This is a genomic window from Streptomyces sp. NBC_01622, from assembly GCF_045209635.1.
Lineage (GTDB): Bacteria > Actinomycetota > Actinomycetes > Streptomycetales > Streptomycetaceae > Streptomyces.
In genome coordinates, this window is sequence record NZ_CP109293.1 from 7,587,675 (window position 1) to 7,604,339 (window position 16,665).

Below are 16,665 nucleotides of genomic sequence, written 5' to 3' on the forward strand. Positions count from 1 at the left end.
GGATGGAGATCAAGCCACGCCAGCATCTGCTGGACATCTGGCAGGCGGTCGCCCGGTACTCCTTTGACGACGGGGAGTGGGTGTGGGGCACACCGGGCGGGGAAAGCGGTATCGCCGACGCGGAGCGCCTGCTCTGTCTGCTGTACCCGGCGACCGAGCTGCCCTTGTTCCGGCTGGACGACCCCGACGCCACGCAGCGCGACGTCCAGCAGGTGTTGAAGCCGGCGGGCGGACGGCTGGAGATTCCGGCCGCCCTCGTCACGGCGGCCGCCGAGTTCATGCGCACGCACACCGACGGCAAGCGGCCCACGTTCGCGGGCGGTCACTCCTTCCGGTCCCGGGACAAGGAGCGGGACCTCACCGAGGAGCAGCGCCGACTCGACGTCCTGGACTCGTTCTCCCTGTCCATCACCCTCTGTCTGGCCCTGCTCGGCTTCCTCAAGGTCTACGAGACCAAGACCCGCCGTGACGAGATGCGGGCTGCGATCAGCGAACTGAGGACCGCGACCAGCAACCGGCTCACCGCCGCCATGGTGGGCCTGCTGCGTTCCTTCACGGTCACCGTCTACGACCCCGACTCCACCCAGGGCCAGACCCTCTGCGAACTCCTCGGCCAGGGGCAGTTGTCGCAGCGTCAGACGCTGGCGAGATTCCAGCGGCGGTTCCGGCCGCTGCGCGCCACCATCGTCGAGAGCTTCATCCTCGGTGTCGACGTCCAGGAGGCCCTCAAGGACGAGAACCAGCTCTTCGAGTGCGGCTGGACCTGGAGTCTGGTGCGGGACGCCCCCGAGGTGGAGACCGAGGCACCCATCGGGCCGCAGCCTCCCGGTGTCGCCAATCCGGTGCCGTACGTCTATTTCACCGTGGTCGCGCTCGACGGCATCGAGGACCTGTTCTCGGACCGCACCCTGACCCTCAGGCTGCTCAACGCCGAACAGCAGAAGCTGGCCGAGGCGCTGCGACTGCGCAGGGAGATCACCCAGCAGTACTGGTCGGGCATCGCCCGCTTCGACCACGACCGGTGGCCGCTGGAGGACATCCCCTGGCGTACGACGGGACAGCGGCTGGAGTCCGAGTACTTCTCCCTCTCCGTCGCCGCCATCCTCGTGCATGACCTGCTGCGCCGCCGGGCCACCGACGACGACCTGACCCGCACGGTCCGCGTCATGGAGCGCCTCGCCGAACGCGGCCGCATCACCAGCCGAATGACCCGCGACGACCTCATGGTCCAGTTGCACAACCCCGGCGTCACCCTGCCACTGCAGGGCGGCGGCACCATCGGTCCGCCCATGGACTGGACGATGAACGACTTCTCGACGCAACTCCTCAAGCGCACGGTCCAGTTGTGCACGCTCTCCCGCAACCTGTCCGCGCACGACCGACTGCTCAGGCTGGCCGAGGACATCTTCGGCCATGTGTGGCGGCGCCGCATCGGAGACGGCGAGGGCGTCGGTCTGTGGGACAACGTGCATGCCGTCTACCCGGAGACGGCCCCCACCGGCGGACAGGTGTCCTGGAGCATCACCGAGCGGGTCACCGAAGCGGTGGTGAAAGCGCACAAGATGTACTGGGAGCCGCCGCTCCGCAGCGTCGAACTGACCGGACTGGCAAGGGCGTCGATCAGCGAGGCCACCCACCGCTTCGGCATCGAACTGATGACACCCGCACCCACCCCTGACGGACAGCGCGGAACACAACTCAGGCGCATCGAGGTCACGTTGCGCCGCGCCCGCGTTCTGGTGGACGAACAGCCGGGCACCGCCTACGCGTTGACGCTCGACCTGCTGGTCCGGCTCGACGAACTCACCCGGGCCCGCGAAGCCGCCACGATCCAGGGAGCGTGAACCGTGCTGATCTTCGCGGCCTCCGACAAGGGAGGCACGGGCCGTTCCGTGACCAGCGCCAACCTCGCCTACCAGCGGGCGCTCATGGGGGACGACGTCTGCTACCTGGACTTCGACTTCGGTTCGCCCACCGCCGCGACCGTTTTCGACGTGCCCGACGCCCGCCATGTCGCCGAGGACCGCGGACTGCACTCCTACCTGATGGGCGAGATCGCGGAACCGGTCAGGATCGATGTCTGGGCGGACACCGAACACCGGGTGCTGCGTAACCGGCCGCCCGGAGCCGGCCGGTTGATCCTGATGCCCGGTGACCTCAGCGGCGGCGAGTTCGCCACCTCCGGGGACAATCTGCGCCGCTGCGTGGACCTCCTGCTGCGCCTCAACGGCGAGTTCGACCTGATCGTCGTCGACCTCAGCGCCGGCCGCAGCTACGCCGTCGACATGGCTCTGGCGGCCACCTCGCAGCGCTCGATGAGCGGCGTCCAGGCCCGCTGGCTGGTCTTCCACCGCTGGACCCGCCAGCACGTGGAGGCCGCGGCGAACCTCGTCCATGGCAAGCGCGGCATCCTGGCCGGCGGTGTCGCCCGCGGCCACGACGAGGACGCGCTGCGCGGCGCCATCCGCTTCGTACGGGCCGCCGTACCCGACCCCGACTCGGCGCTGTGGTCGCAGGCCACGCCCACCCAGTCGGCGTGGATGGAGCAGTGCGACGCCGAGTTGAAGCAACTCGCCTCGCGCTACGGCATCGGCTACACCCAGGTGCTCGGCTCGGTGCCCCTCGAACCGGTCCTGCAGTGGCGTGAGCAGCTCATCACCGACGAGGACGTGCTGGACAGCCGGATCGCCACCATGGAGACCTGGCAGGCGCTCAGCGACCTGGCCGCCCGGCTCACCGACGACAAGTGCTGGGAGGAGGCATGACGGAGGCCGTCTTCCGGGAGACCACCGCGAACCCGCTCACCCAGTCCGTGCCGCTGGCTCACCTCTCGCTGGAGCTGGGCCACCTCTACATGGAGGACTTCGAGGCGGGCCCCGAGCGGCTGCGCGAGCATTTCGCCGAGGTACGGATCTGGGTCGACGCGGCCCAAGCGTCCGCCGCCCGCCGCATCGGCGGCAGACGTCCCCGTATCAGCACGTGCTTCCTGATCGACGACTACTTCACCCGCTTCTCCACGCCGGCCGAACTGATTCCGCTGATCCTGGAAGAGGCCGAGAAAGCCGGGCTCGTCATCGACTACCTGGCCCGCGAGTCGGGTTGCGCGGTCGCCGACGGGATCGAACTGGCCGAGTCCGTCATGCACCGCCTGGTGGAATCCCCGCCGCCGGGCAGCTACGGCGGCTCCCGCCCCCCGGTCAGCCAGACCGGCTGGCTCGCCAACGGGCAACGCACCACCCCCACCCGCAGTGCCCTCGCCGAGATCGTCACCTGGCAGCCGCCCCAGGAGACCGCCGCGCGCAATCACTCGGTCTTCATGGACGCCGAGTTGTGGTCCGAGACGGACCGAGGACGCCTGTGGTCCTGCCCGTTCCTGGCCGCCGTATGGCAGTTGGCCCGCCTCGGTCTGCTACGGCACCTGGGCGAGCCCGTGTTGGTCCCGCACCCCTGGTCCGACCCGGAGTACCCGCGTGACTGGGACCGACTGCCGCCGCTGCTCAAACTCAGCGACTCCCGGGTCTCGTTCAGCGCCTACCGCACCTGCACGCTGATGCCGAACCGGTTCCTCGCCGTCGAGGACGCCGTACGGCTCATCCTCGACCAGGTGGACGTCGACTCCGGAGCGCTCGACCAGGTCGCCAAACGGTCCGCGGGCGAAGGCGTCGCCGTACCGGAGGCGGTCGCGCGGCGCGCCACGTACGTCTTCTACGAGGAACCCGCCAACCTCCGCGCCGTACAACGGGACTTGGCATGACGGCACCCGGGCGGCGCACCCGTTCGGTGCTCGCCTGCGGTGAGGTGCGCACCTGTCTGCTTCCGTCCCTCCAGGCGCTGGACCGCCGGGCCGCCGTGCGGTTGCTGAGGCTGCGCGCCGACGAACACGTCAGGGTGTCCGAGCGGCCCAATCTGTACGCCCGATCGCCCGAGGTCCTGACGGGAGTGGACTGCCGACTGCCCGCCGCGAACGGTGCCAAGGTCCGGGCTGTCGGCACGGTGGCCGCCCGCGCGGCACTCACCGAGGGGCGCGTCCTGCAGTCCACCGCCTACTTCAGCGCCCCGGCCGACGGCCCTGACAACCGTCGTCCCTGGGGGCATTATCTCGTTCGGCCCGGGGTGGTCGAGCCGTTCGGAAAACTCCCTGAACAGGCCGTCGCGCAGGGCGTGTTGCGCGGTGGCCGGCGCGGCGAGCTGGACCTGGGGATGATCGCGGAGGGGCTGCTGGCGCAGCTGGTGCGGGATCCGATCCTCGACCAGAAAGCGCCGTTCAAGTCACGCCGTACCCAACTGCGATGGGCCGCGCGACGGACCCCTGAGGGCGAGGGGCCGTCGCTGGACCGCTTCACGCTGGCCGAGGACGGGCTGAGGACGGTCGAGTTGAGGGTGCCGGAGAGTGTTCCGACGGTCGCGGTGGCGGGGCTGTGCGAAGACCTGGCGTTGCACGACTGGCTGTTGACGACGCTGGTGCACCTTCTGGAGAACAGCCGGCTTGCCGCGGCGGACGGGTCCGAGGCGGTCCTGGCGCTGCGCCCGGCCGTGGATCATCTGCTGCATCTGTGGATGCCGCGCGCACACGTGGACCACGGACTGGGACACCTGTGGGACGTACTCGAACGGGAACCCGGCTTCACCCGGCAGTGGCAGACGTCGGTCCAGCGCATCCGTGACCAACTGGCCCTCCAGGCCATACCGTTGCTGCACAAGGCTCTGGCGTTGCGGCGCTGACCGGAACAGGTCCTGGGAAAGATCCGTCGGGGGGACAGTCATGGATGGAGCGTCCGGGACACCGGATCCGGCGCGGTCGGGGGGCGTACGCATACCTCCCGTCCTGCTGAAGACACTGGTCACTTTTGTCGTGGCCACCATCGCGTACGTGATCACCAACCTGATCAACCAGTCGCAGGACGAGATGTGGCAGCTCGCGGTCTCCATCGTCATCGGTGGTGCCGCGCTCATCGTCCAGTACATGATCGACTTCGAGCGGCGGCTGGCGTCGGTCGAGGGCGGCCAGCGTGTGCAGAGCGGGGACATCGGTGACGCGCTGGCCGCGCATCACCGCGAGATGAAGGACATGGTGCAGGAGAAGTTCCAACTGGTCGGTGATGTGACCAAGCTCTTCAGCGAGTTGGAGCGGTCCGGCATGGGTGCCGAGCAGGTGCGTCGGCTGGTCGAGAGTGCCACCAAGTTGGGGGACCAGGGTCCGGAGATCGCCAGGGCCTTCGCGCGGGGCGAGATGGACCGCCTCGCCGTGTTCGTGGAGGACCTGGCCACCAGGGTCGTGAGCTGGCGCGGCGATCCGAACGAACAGCTCGTGCGCCTCACCGGCCATGCGACGGTGAGCATCGACGCCACCAGCACGTTCGTGGACGTGGCCTATTGGGACACCAAGGACGCGCAGGACTACCTGCAGGTGCAGCGGAGCGCGATCGAGCGACGCGGGGTGAGGGTGCGGCGCCTCTTCATCGTGCCCCGCCCCGATGACGTCAACGAAAAACTGCTGCAGATCTGCGAGTTCCAAAGAGGTCTGGGCATAGACGCGCGTGTCGTGATTCTGTCTAAGGTGCCGCCCGGTGTGGGGCGCGGCGGGCGGCGGGACTTCATGATCTTCGACGACGAGCTGTACTTCGAGATGAACTCGGACGTGGCCCGGGAGGAGTCCAGGAGCGAGCTGAACGCACGGAGATCCCGGGTGACCGAGCAGATGACACAGTTCAATCAACTGTGGGGGGTCACCTCGCGCGACCTGCCGAACCTCCCCGAACCCGTGCGTCCGGCCGATCCGCGCCCACCAGCGTGACCCTGTCCCGCCGGCGGCCCTGAAAACAGTTCGCCCACGCCCAACTCCTCCGGTGCGGTCGCCAGGTCCTCGGCTTCGTCCTGCTCGAGAACAGGCCGCCGAGCTCGAACGCCTGCTGAAGCTGGGCGCGCGCTTCGCCGACATCGGCCAGACCGGGGACGAGCGGTGGCATGCCCTCGCCGATCCCGAAGGCAATGAGCTCTGTTTGCTCAAGGCCCGTATGGCCTGTTCGAACTGGCCGGCAAAGGTGCCGACGCCCTCCCGCTCGAACAGTTGGCCATGGCCAACGCCCTTTGTGCGCACCGGACTTGTGGCCGCCGTGTGGTCGACAGACTCCTGCCGAGTGTAGGCGGAGCGGGGCACCCCGGAGAGGAGAAGCGTGAAACCCGGAAGGGGAGGGGAGCCAGCTGTGGGCACACTGCTCGGAGGCGGAGGACACCTTGAGGGAATCGTGGTCGGTGCCGTTGGTCGCCGGAGTCGTTCGGGTGCGAGGAGTGCGATGAAGCCGACTGTCGGATCGGTCGCCGTGGACACCCGGACCGGGAGAGTGGGCATCGTCATGGGGCACGAGGGACCCTACGTCCAGCTGCGGCCGTACGGCGGCGGACGGGAGTGGGACGCCGAACCGGCCGCCGTGCGCGACGCGACCCCGGCGGAGCGGCTGAGCGCGGCGACCGCGTACGCGAACGCCCGCAGCCGGGGCGAGGTGCCTTGACCCGGCGCCTCCCGATACCCGGATGCGTCGTGGGGCGCGGAGCCGTAGGGGACAATGGGCGCCATGAGTCTGTTCCGCGACGACGGCATCGTGCTGCGCACCCAGAAGCTGGGTGAGGCGGACCGGATCATCACGCTGCTCACGCGGGGTCACGGGCGGGTACGCGCGGTGGCGCGCGGGGTGCGGCGGACCAAGTCGAAGTTCGGGGCCAGGCTGGAGCCCTTCTCGCATGTGGACGTGCAGTTCTTCGCGCGGGGGAGCGAACTCGTCGGGCGCGGGCTGCCGTTGTGCACGCAGAGTGAGACGATCGCTCCGTACGGTGGCGGGATCGTGAGCGACTACGCCCGGTACACCGCCGGTACGGCGATGCTGGAGACGGCGGAGCGGTTCACCGACCACGAGGGCGAGCCCGCTGTACAGCAGTATCTGCTCCTGGTGGGCGGGCTGCGGACGCTGGCCGGCGGGGAGCACGCGCCGCGTCTGATTCTCGACGCGTTTCTGCTGCGGTCGCTCGCAGTCAACGGGTACGCCCCGAGCTTCGGGGACTGTGCGAAGTGCGGGATGGCGGGACCCAACCGGTTCTTCTCCGTGGCGTCCGGCGGAGTCGTCTGCGTGGACTGCCGGGTGGCCGGGAGCGTCGTACCCTCGCCGCAGGCCCTCGAACTGCTCGGTGCGCTGCTCACGGGAGACTGGGAGACTGCGGACGCGTCCGAGGCGCGCCATGTGCGGGAGGGGAGCGGGCTGGTGTCCGCCTATCTGCACTGGCATCTGGAACGCGGGCTGCGCTCGCTGCGGTACGTGGAAAAGTCGTAGGTCGTCGTAAGTCGTAGAGGGAGACAGGAACGTCATGGTCGTACGCGGGATCCTGGGGCGCCAGCGGCGCGAGTACAAGGCGCCGGAGCCGCACCCGTCCGGGGCCCGTGCGCCGAAGCTGCCCGGTGAGCTGATCCCGAAGCACGTGGCGATCGTCATGGACGGGAACGGGCGGTGGGCGAAGCAGCGCGGGCTGCCGCGCACGGAGGGCCACAAGGTCGGCGCCGAGCGGGTGTTGGACGTGTTGCAGGGCGGCGTCGAGATGGGGGTCGGCGCGATCTCGCTGTACGCCTTCTCCACCGAGAACTGGAAGCGCTCGCCCGACGAGGTGCGCTTCCTGATGAACTTCAACCGCGACTTCATCCGCAAGACCCGCGACACCCTCGACGAACTCGGCATCCGGGTGCGGTGGGTGGGCCGGATGCCCAAGCTGTGGCGGTCGGTCGCCAAGGAGCTCCAGATCGCCCAGGAGCAGACCAAGAACAACGACGCGCTCACGCTGTACTTCTGCATGAACTACGGCGGCCAGGCCGAAATCGGCGACGCCGCACGGGCGTTGGCGCAGGACGTGAAGGCCGGCAAGCTCGACCCGGCGAAGGTCAACGAGAAGACCCTCGCGAAGTACCTGTACTACCCGGACATGCCGGACGTGGACCTGTTCCTGCGCCCCAGCGGCGAGCAGCGCACCTCCAACTTCCTTCTCTGGCAGAGCGCTTACGCCGAGCTTGTCTTCCAGGACGTGCTGTGGCCGGACTTCGACCGACGCGACCTGTGGCGCGCCTGCGTCGAATTCGCCCAGCGGGACCGGCGGTTCGGCGGCGCGGTACCGAACGAGAAGCTGCTCGCGATGGAAGCGGAGATGCGGGGGCGGCCCGAGGAGGGCTAGGGCCTGTCCGGCGGATCCTGTCGCAGACGCGGGGCGTGGTGCGCGCTCCCCCACTGCCCTGAAGGCGTGGGGGACCCCCAGCCGCGTTGTCGTCGGTCGCTGACGTCCCCCAGCCTTCGGCCGGGAGGTGCCCCCACCGCGTCGCCCGCGGCGGAGCCGCTGATGTCAACGCCTCCTCCGCCCTGCAGCCGCACGCACCACGCCCCGCTCACCGGCGCTGATCAGGCACTGCTGATCTCCTGCGACCTGATCCGCCGGACAGGCCCTAGCCGCTACGGCTAGCATCCCGCCTCATGGACATGGGGCGGGATGACGTGACGGGGCGAGTGGTCGAGCTGGAGTACCGGCCGGTCGTCGAGGACTTCGCGGCGGCGCTGAGAGCGCGCAGGGGCATCATCCCGTCGACGCGAAGACAACTCTGGCTGCTGGGGATCGGGGCCTTCTTCGCCGTGCTGGCGATCGGGAGCGCGCTAGCCAAGGGCAGGTCGGTGCCGATCCCGCTCATCGCCGGTGTGTGCGCCGTGGTGGTTGTCCTGGTGTTCCTGCCGCGGATCCAGGCCCGTCAGTTCCAGCGCCTCGCGGAGCGGCGGGGCGTGATCCGGGTGACCGTGACGGACGCCGGGGTGACCGTCGCCACCGACGACTCGGTCACCTCGCTCAACTGGACCGTGCAGCCCCGCTACCGGGAGACGGCGGACGGCTTCTACATGTTCAGCCCCGAGAAGAACGCCCTCAACTTCACCCTGCTGCCCAGGCGCGGCCTGCGGGACCCCGCCGACATCGACCGGCTGCGGGCGATCCTCGACGCCCACCTGAGCCGGGTCTAGCGCGCCCTAACCGGCCGCCGCCGCGCACTCCGCGCACGTGCCGAAGATCTCCACCGTGTGCGCCACGTTCACATAGCCGTGTTCCGCCGCGATCGCCTCCGCCCACTTCTCCACGGCCGGGCCCTCGACCTCGACCGCCTTGCCGCAGACGCGGCAGACGAGGTGGTGGTGGTGATCGCCGCTGGAGCAGCGGCGGTAGACGGACTCGCCGTCGTCGGTGCGCAGGACGTCCACCTCGCCGGCGTCGGCGAGGGACTGGAGGGTGCGGTAGACCGTGGTCAGGCCGACCGAGTCGCCTTTGTGCTTGAGCATGTCGTGCAGTTCCTGGGCGCTGCGGAACTCGTCGACCTCGTTGAGCGCCGCCGACACGGCGGCACGCTGGCGGGTGGATCGTCCCTTCACGGGCGGGCCGGCCGTCGTCACCGTTGCCTCCTCACGTCTGCACTTTGCCGGGCCATTGTGCCAGCCCGGACTGTGCTTGGTCAGACGCCGACCTCGTCGGCGGCCCCCCGGGTGGCTGGAATCACGCACTCCACCGGGTCTCCGGCGGGCCGCGCGGCGGCTGCCGCCCGGGCCCGGCGGCGGGCGAGCGGGGTCGCGAGGGCGGTGAGCGCGATGAACGCGCCGATGGTCAGGAGCACGATCGTCGCGCCGGGCGGGACGTTCTGGTAGTACGAGGTGACCGTGCCGCCGATGGTCACGCTCACGCCGATCGCCACCGCGATCACGAAGGTCGCGGCGAAGCTCCGGCTCAGCTGCTGGGCGGCGGCCACCGGGACCACCATCAGCGCCGACACCAGCAGCAGCCCGACGACCCGCATCGCGACGGTCACCGTGACCGCCGCCGTGACGGCCGTCAGCAGGTTCAGCGCGCGCACCGGCAGCCCGGTGACCCGCGCGAACTCCTCGTCCTGGCTCACCGCGAACAGCTGCCTGCGCAGCCCCAGCGTGACCACCACCACGAAGGCCGCGAGCAGACAGATCGCGGTCACGTCGGACTGCGAGACCGTCGACAGGGATCCGAAGAGGTACGACGTGAGGTTCGCGTTGGAGCCCGTGGGCGCGAGGTTGATGAACATCACGCCGCCGGCCATACCGCCGTAGAAGAGCATCGCGAGGGCGATGTCGCCGCGGGTCTTGCCGTACCAGCGGATCAGTTCCATGAGGATCGCGCCGAGGACGGAGACCGCGGTGGCCATCCAGACCGGGGAGGTGTTCAGGAGGAAGCCGAGGCCCACGCCCGTCATGGCGACGTGGCCGATGCCGTCGCCCATGAGGGCCTGGCGGCGCATGACGAGGTAGATGCCGACGGCGGGGGCGGTGATGCCGACCAGGACGGCGGCGAGCAGGGCCCGCTGCATGAAGGCGTAGTTCAGGAAGTCCATCAGCTCAGCAGTCCCGTGCGGATCGGTTCGGCGTCCGCCGCCGAGTGCGGGTGTACGTGGTCGTGGCCGGGCAGGGCATGCTGGCCGAGGGCGTGCGGGGGCGGGCCGTCGTGCTGGACGCAGCCGTCGCGCAGGACGACCGCCCGGTTGATGAGGGGTTCCAGCGGGCCGAGTTCGTGCAGGACGAGCAACACCGTTGTGCCCTCGGCGACTTGGCGGGACAGGGTGTCCGCAAGCACCTGCTGGCTGGCCAGGTCGACGCCCGCCATCGGCTCGTCCATGATCAGCAGTTCGGGTTCGGCGGCGAGCGCGCGGGCGATCAGCACCCGCTGGTGCTGGCCGCCGGACAGGGCGTTCACCGAGTCCTTGGCGCGGTCCGCCATGCCGACCAGCTCCAGGGCGTGCCGTACGGCCTCGTGGTCCGCCTTGCGCAGCAGGCCGAAGCGGGTGCGGGAGAGGCGGCCGGAGGTGACGATCTCGGTGACCGTGGCGGGCACTCCGCCCGCGGCCGTGGTGCGCTGCGGTACGTAACCCACGCGCCGCCAGTCCCGGAAGCGGGCCCGGTCCGTGCCGAAGAGCTCGATCTCGCCCTCGCCGATCGGGACTTGGCCGATGACCGCGCGGATCGCGGTCGACTTGCCGGAGCCGTTGGCGCCGAGCAGCGCGACGACCTCACCGCGGTGCACGGTGAGGTCGATGCCGCGCAGGACGGGGCGCGAACCCAGCTCGGCGCGGACTCCGCGCAGCGATATGACGGGTTCGCTCATGACGTCGTCCTCCGCGCTGTTCATCGTGTCGGTCACTTACTTCCCAGGGCGGTCTGCAGCGCCTTGAGGTTGGCCCGCTGGACCGCGAAGTAGTCCGTGCCGCGGGACTTCTTGGTGATGCCCTCGATGGGGTCGAGGACGTCGGTCTTCAGGTTCGCGTCGGCGGCGACGGTCTTCGCGGTCTTGTCGCTGACGAGCGTCTCGTAGAACACGGTGGTGACGCCGTCGGCCCTGGCCATCTTCTCAAGGTCCTTCACGCGCTCGGCACTGGGCTCCGACTCGGGGTCGAGGCCGTTGATGGCCTCCTCGGTGAGGCCGTAGCGCTCGGCGAGGTAGCCGAAGGCGGCGTGGGTGGTGATGAACACCTTGGTCTTGGTATCGGCGAGGCCGGTCCTGAACTCGGTGTTGAGCGCGTCCAGCTTCTTGACCAGGGCCGCGGTGCGCGTCCTGTAGTCGGCCGCGTTCTTCGGGTCGGCCTTCTCGAAGGCCTTGCCGACGCCCTCGGCGACCTGGGCGTAGCGCACCGGGTCGAGCCAGATGTGGGGGTCGAGGCCGGCCAGTTCCCCGTTCTTCGAGGTGTCGTGGGAGGCCGCGTGGCCGCCGACCTCGTTGCCGTGCTTCTCCAGCGCGGTCAGGGAGGCCGCGTCGATCTTCGTCTTGAGCCCGGACTGACTCACCGCGTCGTCGACGGCGGGCTGGAGGTTCTTGAGGTAGAGCACCGCGTCGGACTCGCCGAGCGCGGCGGTCTGCTGCGCGCTGATCTCCAGGTCGTGCGGTTCCTGGCCGGGCTTGGTGAGGCTGGTGACGTGGACGTGACTGCCGCCGATCTGCTCGGCGAGGTACTGCAGCGGGTAGAACGACGCGACGACGTCGAACTTGTCCGTGTTGGCGGCCGCCGCGCTGTCGGAGCAGGCGGAGAGGGTCCCGAGGCCGAGGGCGGTGGCCGCGGCTATCGCGATCCCGGATATGTGGCGTCGTCGTACGTTCATGACAGTCATTTTCAACTGAGATGGAAACCGTTGTCAACAAGGTTCGAGTACGGAACCGATTTGATATGCGGGCGGGCGGCGCCGGTAACCTAAGTCATTCGCCCGCCCGTCCTCCCGACCGCCACCCCTCATCGAGGCGCTTCGCGCCGCCCCTCCTTACCGTCCATTCGTCATGAAGAGAGCATCGTGGCCGCCGACAAGATCGACACCATCGTCAGCCTGAGCAAGCGCCGTGGCTTCGTTTACCCGTGCAGTGAGATCTACGGCGGCCAGAAGGCCGCCTGGGACTACGGACCCCTGGGTGTCGAGCTCAAGGAGAACCTGAAGCGCCAGTGGTGGCGCTACATGGTGACGTCGCGCGAGGACGTGGTCGGTATCGACTCGTCCGTGATCCTGGCCCCCGAGGTGTGGGTCGCCTCCGGCCACGTCGCCACCTTCTCCGACCCGCTGACCGAGTGCACCTCCTGTCACAAGCGGTTCCGTGCGGACCACCTGGAGGAGGCGTACGAGGCCAAGCACGGCCGCGCCCCCGAGAACGGCCTGGCCGACGTCAACTGCCCCAACTGCGGCAACAAGGGCCAGTTCACCGAGCCCAAGCAGTTCTCCGGCCTGCTCTCCACCCACCTCGGCCCGACGCAGGACACCGGCTCGATCGCCTACCTGCGCCCCGAGACCGCCCAGGGCATCTTCACCAACTTCGCCCAGGTGCAGACCACTTCGCGCAAGAAGCCGCCGTTCGGCATCGCGCAGATGGGCAAGTCCTTCCGCAACGAGATCACGCCCGGCAACTTCATCTTCCGCACCCGCGAGTTCGAGCAGATGGAGATGGAGTTCTTCGTCAAGCCGGGCGAGGACGAGAAGTGGCAGGAGTACTGGATGCAGGAGCGCTGGAACTGGTACACCGGCCTGGGCCTGCGCGAGGAGAACATGCGGTGGTACGACCACCCCAAGGAGAAGCTCTCCCACTACTCCAAGCGCACCGCCGACATCGAGTACCGCTTCCAGTTCGGCGGCAATGAGTGGGGTGAGCTGGAGGGCGTCGCCAACCGCACCGACTACGACCTCACCGCGCACTCCAAGGCCTCCGGCCAGGACCTCCACTTCTTCGACCAGGAGGCCCAGGAGCGCTGGACGCCCTACGTCATCGAGCCGGCCGCCGGTGTCGGCCGCGCGATGCTGGCGTTCCTCCTCGACGCGTACGTCGAGGACGAAGCACCCAACGCCAAGGGCAAGTTGGAGAAGCGCACGGTACTGCGCCTCGATCACCGCCTGGCGCCGGTGAAGGTCGCGGTGCTCCCGCTGTCCCGCAACCCCGAGCTGTCCCCGAAGGCCAAGGGCCTCGCAGCCGCCCTCCGGCAGAACTGGAACATCGAGTTCGACGACGCCGGCGCCATCGGCCGCCGCTACCGCCGCCAGGACGAGATCGGCACGCCGTACTGCGTGACGGTCGACTTCGACACCCTCGAGGACAACGCGGTGACGGTCCGCGAGCGCGACTCGATGAAGCAGGAGCGGGTGTCGCTCGACCAGATCGAGGGCTACCTCGCCGGGCGTCTCGTCGGCGCGTAGCCTCAAGTCCGCTCAAACGAAAGGCCGGACGAGCCGAGCGGCTCGTCCGGCCTTTCGCATGGGGCTCAACGCCCTTGCAGCGCCTTCACGTTGTCGCCGAACGTCCAGTTCTTCGAGCCGTCCCAGTTGATGGACCAGGTCATCAGGCCCTTGAGGGACGTGCCGTAGTGCTTCCAGGACTGGGAGACCAGTGACGGGGTCATGTAGCCGCCGCCCGCGCCCGATTGGGCGGGCAGGCCCGGGACCTGCTTGTCGTACGGGACCTTGATCGTCGTGCCCTGGACGACCAGACCCTTGTTGAGGCAGTCGGTCTGGGCGGTGAAGCCCGCGACCGTGCCGGCCGAGTACGAGTCGCCGGAGCAGCCGTACATGCTGCCGTTGTAGTACTGCATGTTGAGCCACCACAGACGGCCGTTGTCCGCGTACTTCTTGACGATCGGGAGGTACGCGCCCCAGATCGAGCCGTATGTGATGCTGCCGCCGGTGACGTAGGCGGTCTCCGGGGCCATCGTCAGGCCGAAGCCGGCCGGCATCTGGGCGAGGATGCCGTCGATGATGCGGATCAAGTTGGCCTGGGACGTGGAGAGTTGGCTGATGTTTCCGCTGCCGACCAGGCCCGTCTCGATGTCTATGTCGATGCCGTCGAAGTTGTACTTCTTCAGGATCGGGACGATCGTCGAGACGAACTTGTCGGCCACGGTGGACGAGCTGAGGTCGATGCCCGCCGCCGCGCCGCCGATCGACATCAGGATCGTCTGGCCCGACGCCTTCGCCGCGCACATCTCGGCGGGCGTGGCCACCTTCACTCCCGCGTCCATGCCGTCTTCCCAGAGGGCCGTTCCGTCGGAGCGGATGACCGGGAAGGCCGCGTTGATCACGTTGTAACCGTGCGTGGCGATCGCGGAGTTGGTGATCGGGGTCCAGCCGAAGGGCGGGTGGACGCCGTTGGCGGAGCCGTCCCAGTTCTCCCAGTAGCCCTGGAGGACCTTGCCGGCCGGGCGGGACTTGACCGCGCAGGTGTCGGCGGCCGAGGCGGTGGGGGCGGTGGCGATTCCGAGGGGGATGACGAGGGTGGCCGCGGTCAGGGCGGCGGTGAGCAGGCGGCGGAGCATACGGGGCCTCCCGGTGGGGGTGCGGTGAGGTGTCGTATGCATGACATTGCTCGTGGTCCAGACCTTTCGTCAAGAGGTCTGTACCAGTCAGGCGATCCGGCGGCCCTCCGATCTGACAAGTATGGAATGACAGATATTGAAATCTGTCATCTGTCATGCCAAGGTGGTCCGCATGACGATCCCCACGCGCTCACTCGGTACCACCGGCCCCCAGGTCTCCGCCCTCGGCCTCGGCTGCATGGGCATGTCCGCGCTGTACGGCGAGGCGGACCGGAGCGAGTCCATCGCGACCATCCACGCCGCCCTCGAAGCGGGCGTGACGCTCCTCGACACCGGCGACTTCTACGCCATGGGCCACAACGAGATGCTGATCGGCGAGGCCCTGCGCGCCGCCCCCGCCGCCCTTCGCGAACAGGCCCTCACCAGCGTCAAGTTCGGGGCCCTGCGCGGTCCGGACGGCGGTTGGTACGGCTACGACGGGCGGCCCGGCGCCGTCAAGAACTTCGCCGCCTACTCCCTCCAGCGCCTCGGCGTCGACCACATCGACGTGTACCGGATCGCCCGGGTCGACCCGGACGTACCGATCGAGGAGACGGTCGGCGCGATCGCCGAACTGGTCGAGCAGGGCTACGTCCGGCACATCGGCCTCAGCGAGGCGGGCGCCGACACGATCCGCCGGGCCGCCGCCGTCGCGCCCATCGCGGACGTCCAGCTGGAGTACGCGCTGATCACCCGGGGCATCGAGGACCGCATCCTGCCGACCACCCGTGAACTGGGCATCTCCGTCACCGCGTACGGCGTGCTGTCCCGGGGGCTGATCTCCGGGCACTTCACCGCCGACCGGCAGCTCGGCGCGAGCGACTTCCGGGCGTACTCACCGCGCTTCCAGGGCGACAACCTCCAGCACAACCTGGGCCTGGTCGAGCAGTTGCGGAAGATCGCCGAGCAGAAGGGCGTCACCGTCGCGCAGATCGCCATCGCCTGGGTGCTGTCCCGGGGCGAGGACATCGTGCCGCTGATCGGCGCCCGCACCCGGGAGCGGCTGACGGAGTCGCTGGGCGCGCTGGACGTCGTACTCGACGCGGCGGACCTGGCCGCGATCGAGGCGGCCGTACCGGCTGACGCGGCGCTCGGCGAGCGGTACCCGGCCGCCGCGATGGCGCATCTCGACAGCGAGCGCTGATCCGGCCTGCGGGTACGGTCTTCTCCATGGCAGCGAGCGAGACCCTGACCGCCGAGCGCATCCTCGAAGCGACCGAGGAGGTGCTGCGCCGCCACGGCCCCGCGAAGGCGACCGTGGTGGACGTGGCCCGCGCGCTCGGCGTCAGCCATGGCACGGTCTACCGGCACTTCCGCACGAAGGCGGCGCTGCGGGAGGCGGTCACCCAGCGCTGGCTGGACCGGACGGCCGAGACGCTGTCCGGGATCGTCGAGGGGACCGACCGGGATCCGGAGACCCGGCTGCGCGACTGGCTCGCGGGGCTCTTCGCGGCCAAGCGGCGCAAGGCGGGCGCCGATCCGGAGCTGTTCGCCACCTACAGCGTGCTGGTGACCGAGCACGGCGGAGTCGTCAGTGACCATCTCACCGAGCTGACCGGGCAGTTGACCCGGATCATCCAAGCGGGCGTGGACACCGGCGCGTTCACCACCTCCGACCCCCTCACCGCCGCCACCGCCGTCTTCCAGGCCACGGGCCGCTTCCACGATCCGGGTTACGCCAAGGAGTGGGAACGGCCGGGCGCGCAGGCGGAGTTCGAGGCGGTCGTGGACCTGTTGGTGCGGGGTCTGCGGGGCTGACAATCGGGTCC

17 protein-coding genes and 1 pseudogene are annotated in these 16,665 nt (G+C 69.2%); 13 read left to right on the forward strand and 5 right to left on the reverse strand.

Annotated features, from left to right (window positions below; all coding sequences use genetic code 11):
* Positions 1 to 2: 2 nt before the first annotated feature.
* From OH768_RS35100 to OH768_RS35145, 10 genes and pseudogenes are all read left to right on the forward strand, one after another.
* Complete coding sequence (locus OH768_RS35100; protein ID WP_406459954.1) at positions 3 to 1,844, forward strand: SCO2524 family protein; 1,842 nt, start codon at positions 3 to 5, stop codon at positions 1,842 to 1,844.
* Between the two features lie 3 nt (positions 1,845 to 1,847).
* Positions 1,848 to 2,765 (forward strand): SCO2523 family variant P-loop protein, encoded by a 918-nt coding sequence (locus OH768_RS35105; protein WP_406459955.1) that lies wholly within the window; start codon positions 1,848 to 1,850, stop codon positions 2,763 to 2,765.
* Positions 2,762 to 3,754, forward strand: a complete 993-nt coding sequence (locus tag OH768_RS35110; RefSeq protein WP_406459956.1) for an SCO2522 family protein — start codon at positions 2,762 to 2,764, stop codon at positions 3,752 to 3,754. Before OH768_RS35105 ends, OH768_RS35110 begins: the two co-directional genes overlap by 4 nt.
* A complete protein-coding gene (locus OH768_RS35115; protein WP_406459957.1) occupies positions 3,751 to 4,722 on the forward strand; it encodes an SCO2521 family protein in 972 nt (323 codons plus the stop codon). Before OH768_RS35110 ends, OH768_RS35115 begins: the two co-directional genes overlap by 4 nt.
* Before the next feature lie 130 nt (positions 4,723 to 4,852).
* Positions 4,853 to 5,794 (forward strand): DUF6879 family protein, encoded by a 942-nt coding sequence (locus OH768_RS35120; RefSeq protein ID WP_406459958.1) that lies wholly within the window; start codon positions 4,853 to 4,855, stop codon positions 5,792 to 5,794.
* Positions 5,795 to 5,879: 85 nt separating this feature from the next.
* Positions 5,880 to 6,017: pseudogene (locus OH768_RS35125) on the forward strand (VOC family protein); the annotation flags it as partial.
* A gap of 276 nt (positions 6,018 to 6,293) precedes the next feature.
* Positions 6,294 to 6,509, forward strand: a complete 216-nt coding sequence (locus OH768_RS35130; protein ID WP_019074146.1) for a hypothetical protein — start codon at positions 6,294 to 6,296, stop codon at positions 6,507 to 6,509.
* Positions 6,510 to 6,572: 63 nt separating this feature from the next.
* A complete protein-coding gene (gene recO / locus OH768_RS35135) occupies positions 6,573 to 7,322 on the forward strand; it encodes a DNA repair protein RecO (RefSeq protein WP_406459959.1) in 750 nt (249 codons plus the stop codon).
* A 34-nt stretch (positions 7,323 to 7,356) separates the two neighbouring features.
* Positions 7,357 to 8,208, forward strand: a complete 852-nt coding sequence (locus tag OH768_RS35140) for an isoprenyl transferase (protein ID WP_406459960.1) — start codon at positions 7,357 to 7,359, stop codon at positions 8,206 to 8,208.
* A gap of 314 nt (positions 8,209 to 8,522) precedes the next feature.
* On the forward strand, positions 8,523 to 9,035 hold the full coding sequence (locus OH768_RS35145; RefSeq protein ID WP_406459961.1) for a YcxB family protein: 513 nt from the start codon (positions 8,523 to 8,525) through the stop codon (positions 9,033 to 9,035).
* Between the two features lie 6 nt (positions 9,036 to 9,041).
* Here the strand turns inward: OH768_RS35145 and OH768_RS35150 are convergent, their stop codons facing one another.
* Genes OH768_RS35150 through OH768_RS35165 form a run of 4 tightly spaced genes read right to left on the reverse strand, consistent with a single transcriptional unit; the run spans position 9,042 to position 12,176 of the window.
* Positions 9,042 to 9,458, reverse strand: coding sequence for a Fur family transcriptional regulator (locus tag OH768_RS35150; RefSeq protein ID WP_406459962.1), 417 nt, complete (start codon positions 9,456 to 9,458; stop codon positions 9,042 to 9,044).
* A 59-nt stretch (positions 9,459 to 9,517) separates the two neighbouring features.
* Positions 9,518 to 10,420, reverse strand: a complete 903-nt coding sequence (locus OH768_RS35155; protein WP_359611930.1) for a metal ABC transporter permease — start codon at positions 10,418 to 10,420, stop codon at positions 9,518 to 9,520.
* Positions 10,420 to 11,187 (reverse strand): metal ABC transporter ATP-binding protein, encoded by a 768-nt coding sequence (locus tag OH768_RS35160; RefSeq protein WP_406459963.1) that lies wholly within the window; start codon positions 11,185 to 11,187, stop codon positions 10,420 to 10,422. The genes OH768_RS35155 and OH768_RS35160 overlap by 1 nt, the downstream gene beginning before the upstream one ends.
* A gap of 32 nt (positions 11,188 to 11,219) precedes the next feature.
* Positions 11,220 to 12,176: a metal ABC transporter substrate-binding protein gene (locus OH768_RS35165; protein ID WP_406459964.1), complete on the reverse strand. Its 957-nt coding sequence runs from the start codon at positions 12,174 to 12,176 to the stop codon at positions 11,220 to 11,222.
* A gap of 186 nt (positions 12,177 to 12,362) precedes the next feature.
* Between OH768_RS35165 and OH768_RS35170 the strand changes: the two genes are divergently transcribed.
* Positions 12,363 to 13,745, forward strand: coding sequence for a glycine--tRNA ligase (locus tag OH768_RS35170; RefSeq protein WP_406459965.1), 1,383 nt, complete (start codon positions 12,363 to 12,365; stop codon positions 13,743 to 13,745).
* A gap of 65 nt (positions 13,746 to 13,810) precedes the next feature.
* Here OH768_RS35170 and OH768_RS35175 read toward each other — a convergent pair whose 3' ends face one another.
* Entirely contained in the window at positions 13,811 to 14,857 is a 1,047-nt protein-coding gene (locus OH768_RS35175; RefSeq protein ID WP_406459966.1) for a chitinase, read from the reverse strand.
* Between the two features lie 172 nt (positions 14,858 to 15,029).
* On the opposite strand from OH768_RS35175, the gene OH768_RS35180 reads away from it, so the two are divergent.
* On the forward strand, positions 15,030 to 16,040 hold the full coding sequence (locus OH768_RS35180) for an aldo/keto reductase (RefSeq protein WP_406459967.1): 1,011 nt from the start codon (positions 15,030 to 15,032) through the stop codon (positions 16,038 to 16,040).
* A 26-nt stretch (positions 16,041 to 16,066) separates the two neighbouring features.
* On the forward strand, positions 16,067 to 16,654 hold the full coding sequence (locus tag OH768_RS35185; protein ID WP_406459968.1) for a TetR family transcriptional regulator: 588 nt from the start codon (positions 16,067 to 16,069) through the stop codon (positions 16,652 to 16,654).
* The last annotated feature ends 11 nt before the right edge of the window (positions 16,655 to 16,665 follow it).

What these genes read in the sequence shown, in the direction of transcription:
- OH768_RS35175 (WP_406459966.1), bottom strand. Translation starts at nt 14,857, where the DNA reads ATGCTCCGCCGCCTGCTCACCGCCGCCCTGACCGCGGCCACCCTCGTC.
- OH768_RS35160 (WP_406459963.1), bottom strand. Translation starts at nt 11,187, where the DNA reads ATGAGCGAACCCGTCATATCGCTGCGCGGAGTCCGCGCCGAGCTGGGT.
- OH768_RS35185 (WP_406459968.1), top strand. Translation starts at nt 16,067, where the DNA reads ATGGCAGCGAGCGAGACCCTGACCGCCGAGCGCATCCTCGAAGCGACC.
- OH768_RS35115 (WP_406459957.1), top strand. Translation starts at nt 3,751, where the DNA reads ATGACGGCACCCGGGCGGCGCACCCGTTCGGTGCTCGCCTGCGGTGAG.
- OH768_RS35130 (WP_019074146.1), top strand. Translation starts at nt 6,294, where the DNA reads ATGAAGCCGACTGTCGGATCGGTCGCCGTGGACACCCGGACCGGGAGA.
- OH768_RS35155 (WP_359611930.1), bottom strand. Translation starts at nt 10,420, where the DNA reads ATGGACTTCCTGAACTACGCCTTCATGCAGCGGGCCCTGCTCGCCGCC.
- recO (WP_406459959.1), top strand. Translation starts at nt 6,573, where the DNA reads ATGAGTCTGTTCCGCGACGACGGCATCGTGCTGCGCACCCAGAAGCTG.
- OH768_RS35165 (WP_406459964.1), bottom strand. Translation starts at nt 12,176, where the DNA reads ATGAACGTACGACGACGCCACATATCCGGGATCGCGATAGCCGCGGCC.
- OH768_RS35180 (WP_406459967.1), top strand. Translation starts at nt 15,030, where the DNA reads ATGACGATCCCCACGCGCTCACTCGGTACCACCGGCCCCCAGGTCTCC.
- OH768_RS35110 (WP_406459956.1), top strand. Translation starts at nt 2,762, where the DNA reads ATGACGGAGGCCGTCTTCCGGGAGACCACCGCGAACCCGCTCACCCAG.
- OH768_RS35140 (WP_406459960.1), top strand. Translation starts at nt 7,357, where the DNA reads ATGGTCGTACGCGGGATCCTGGGGCGCCAGCGGCGCGAGTACAAGGCG.
- OH768_RS35100 (WP_406459954.1), top strand. Translation starts at nt 3, where the DNA reads ATGGAGATCAAGCCACGCCAGCATCTGCTGGACATCTGGCAGGCGGTC.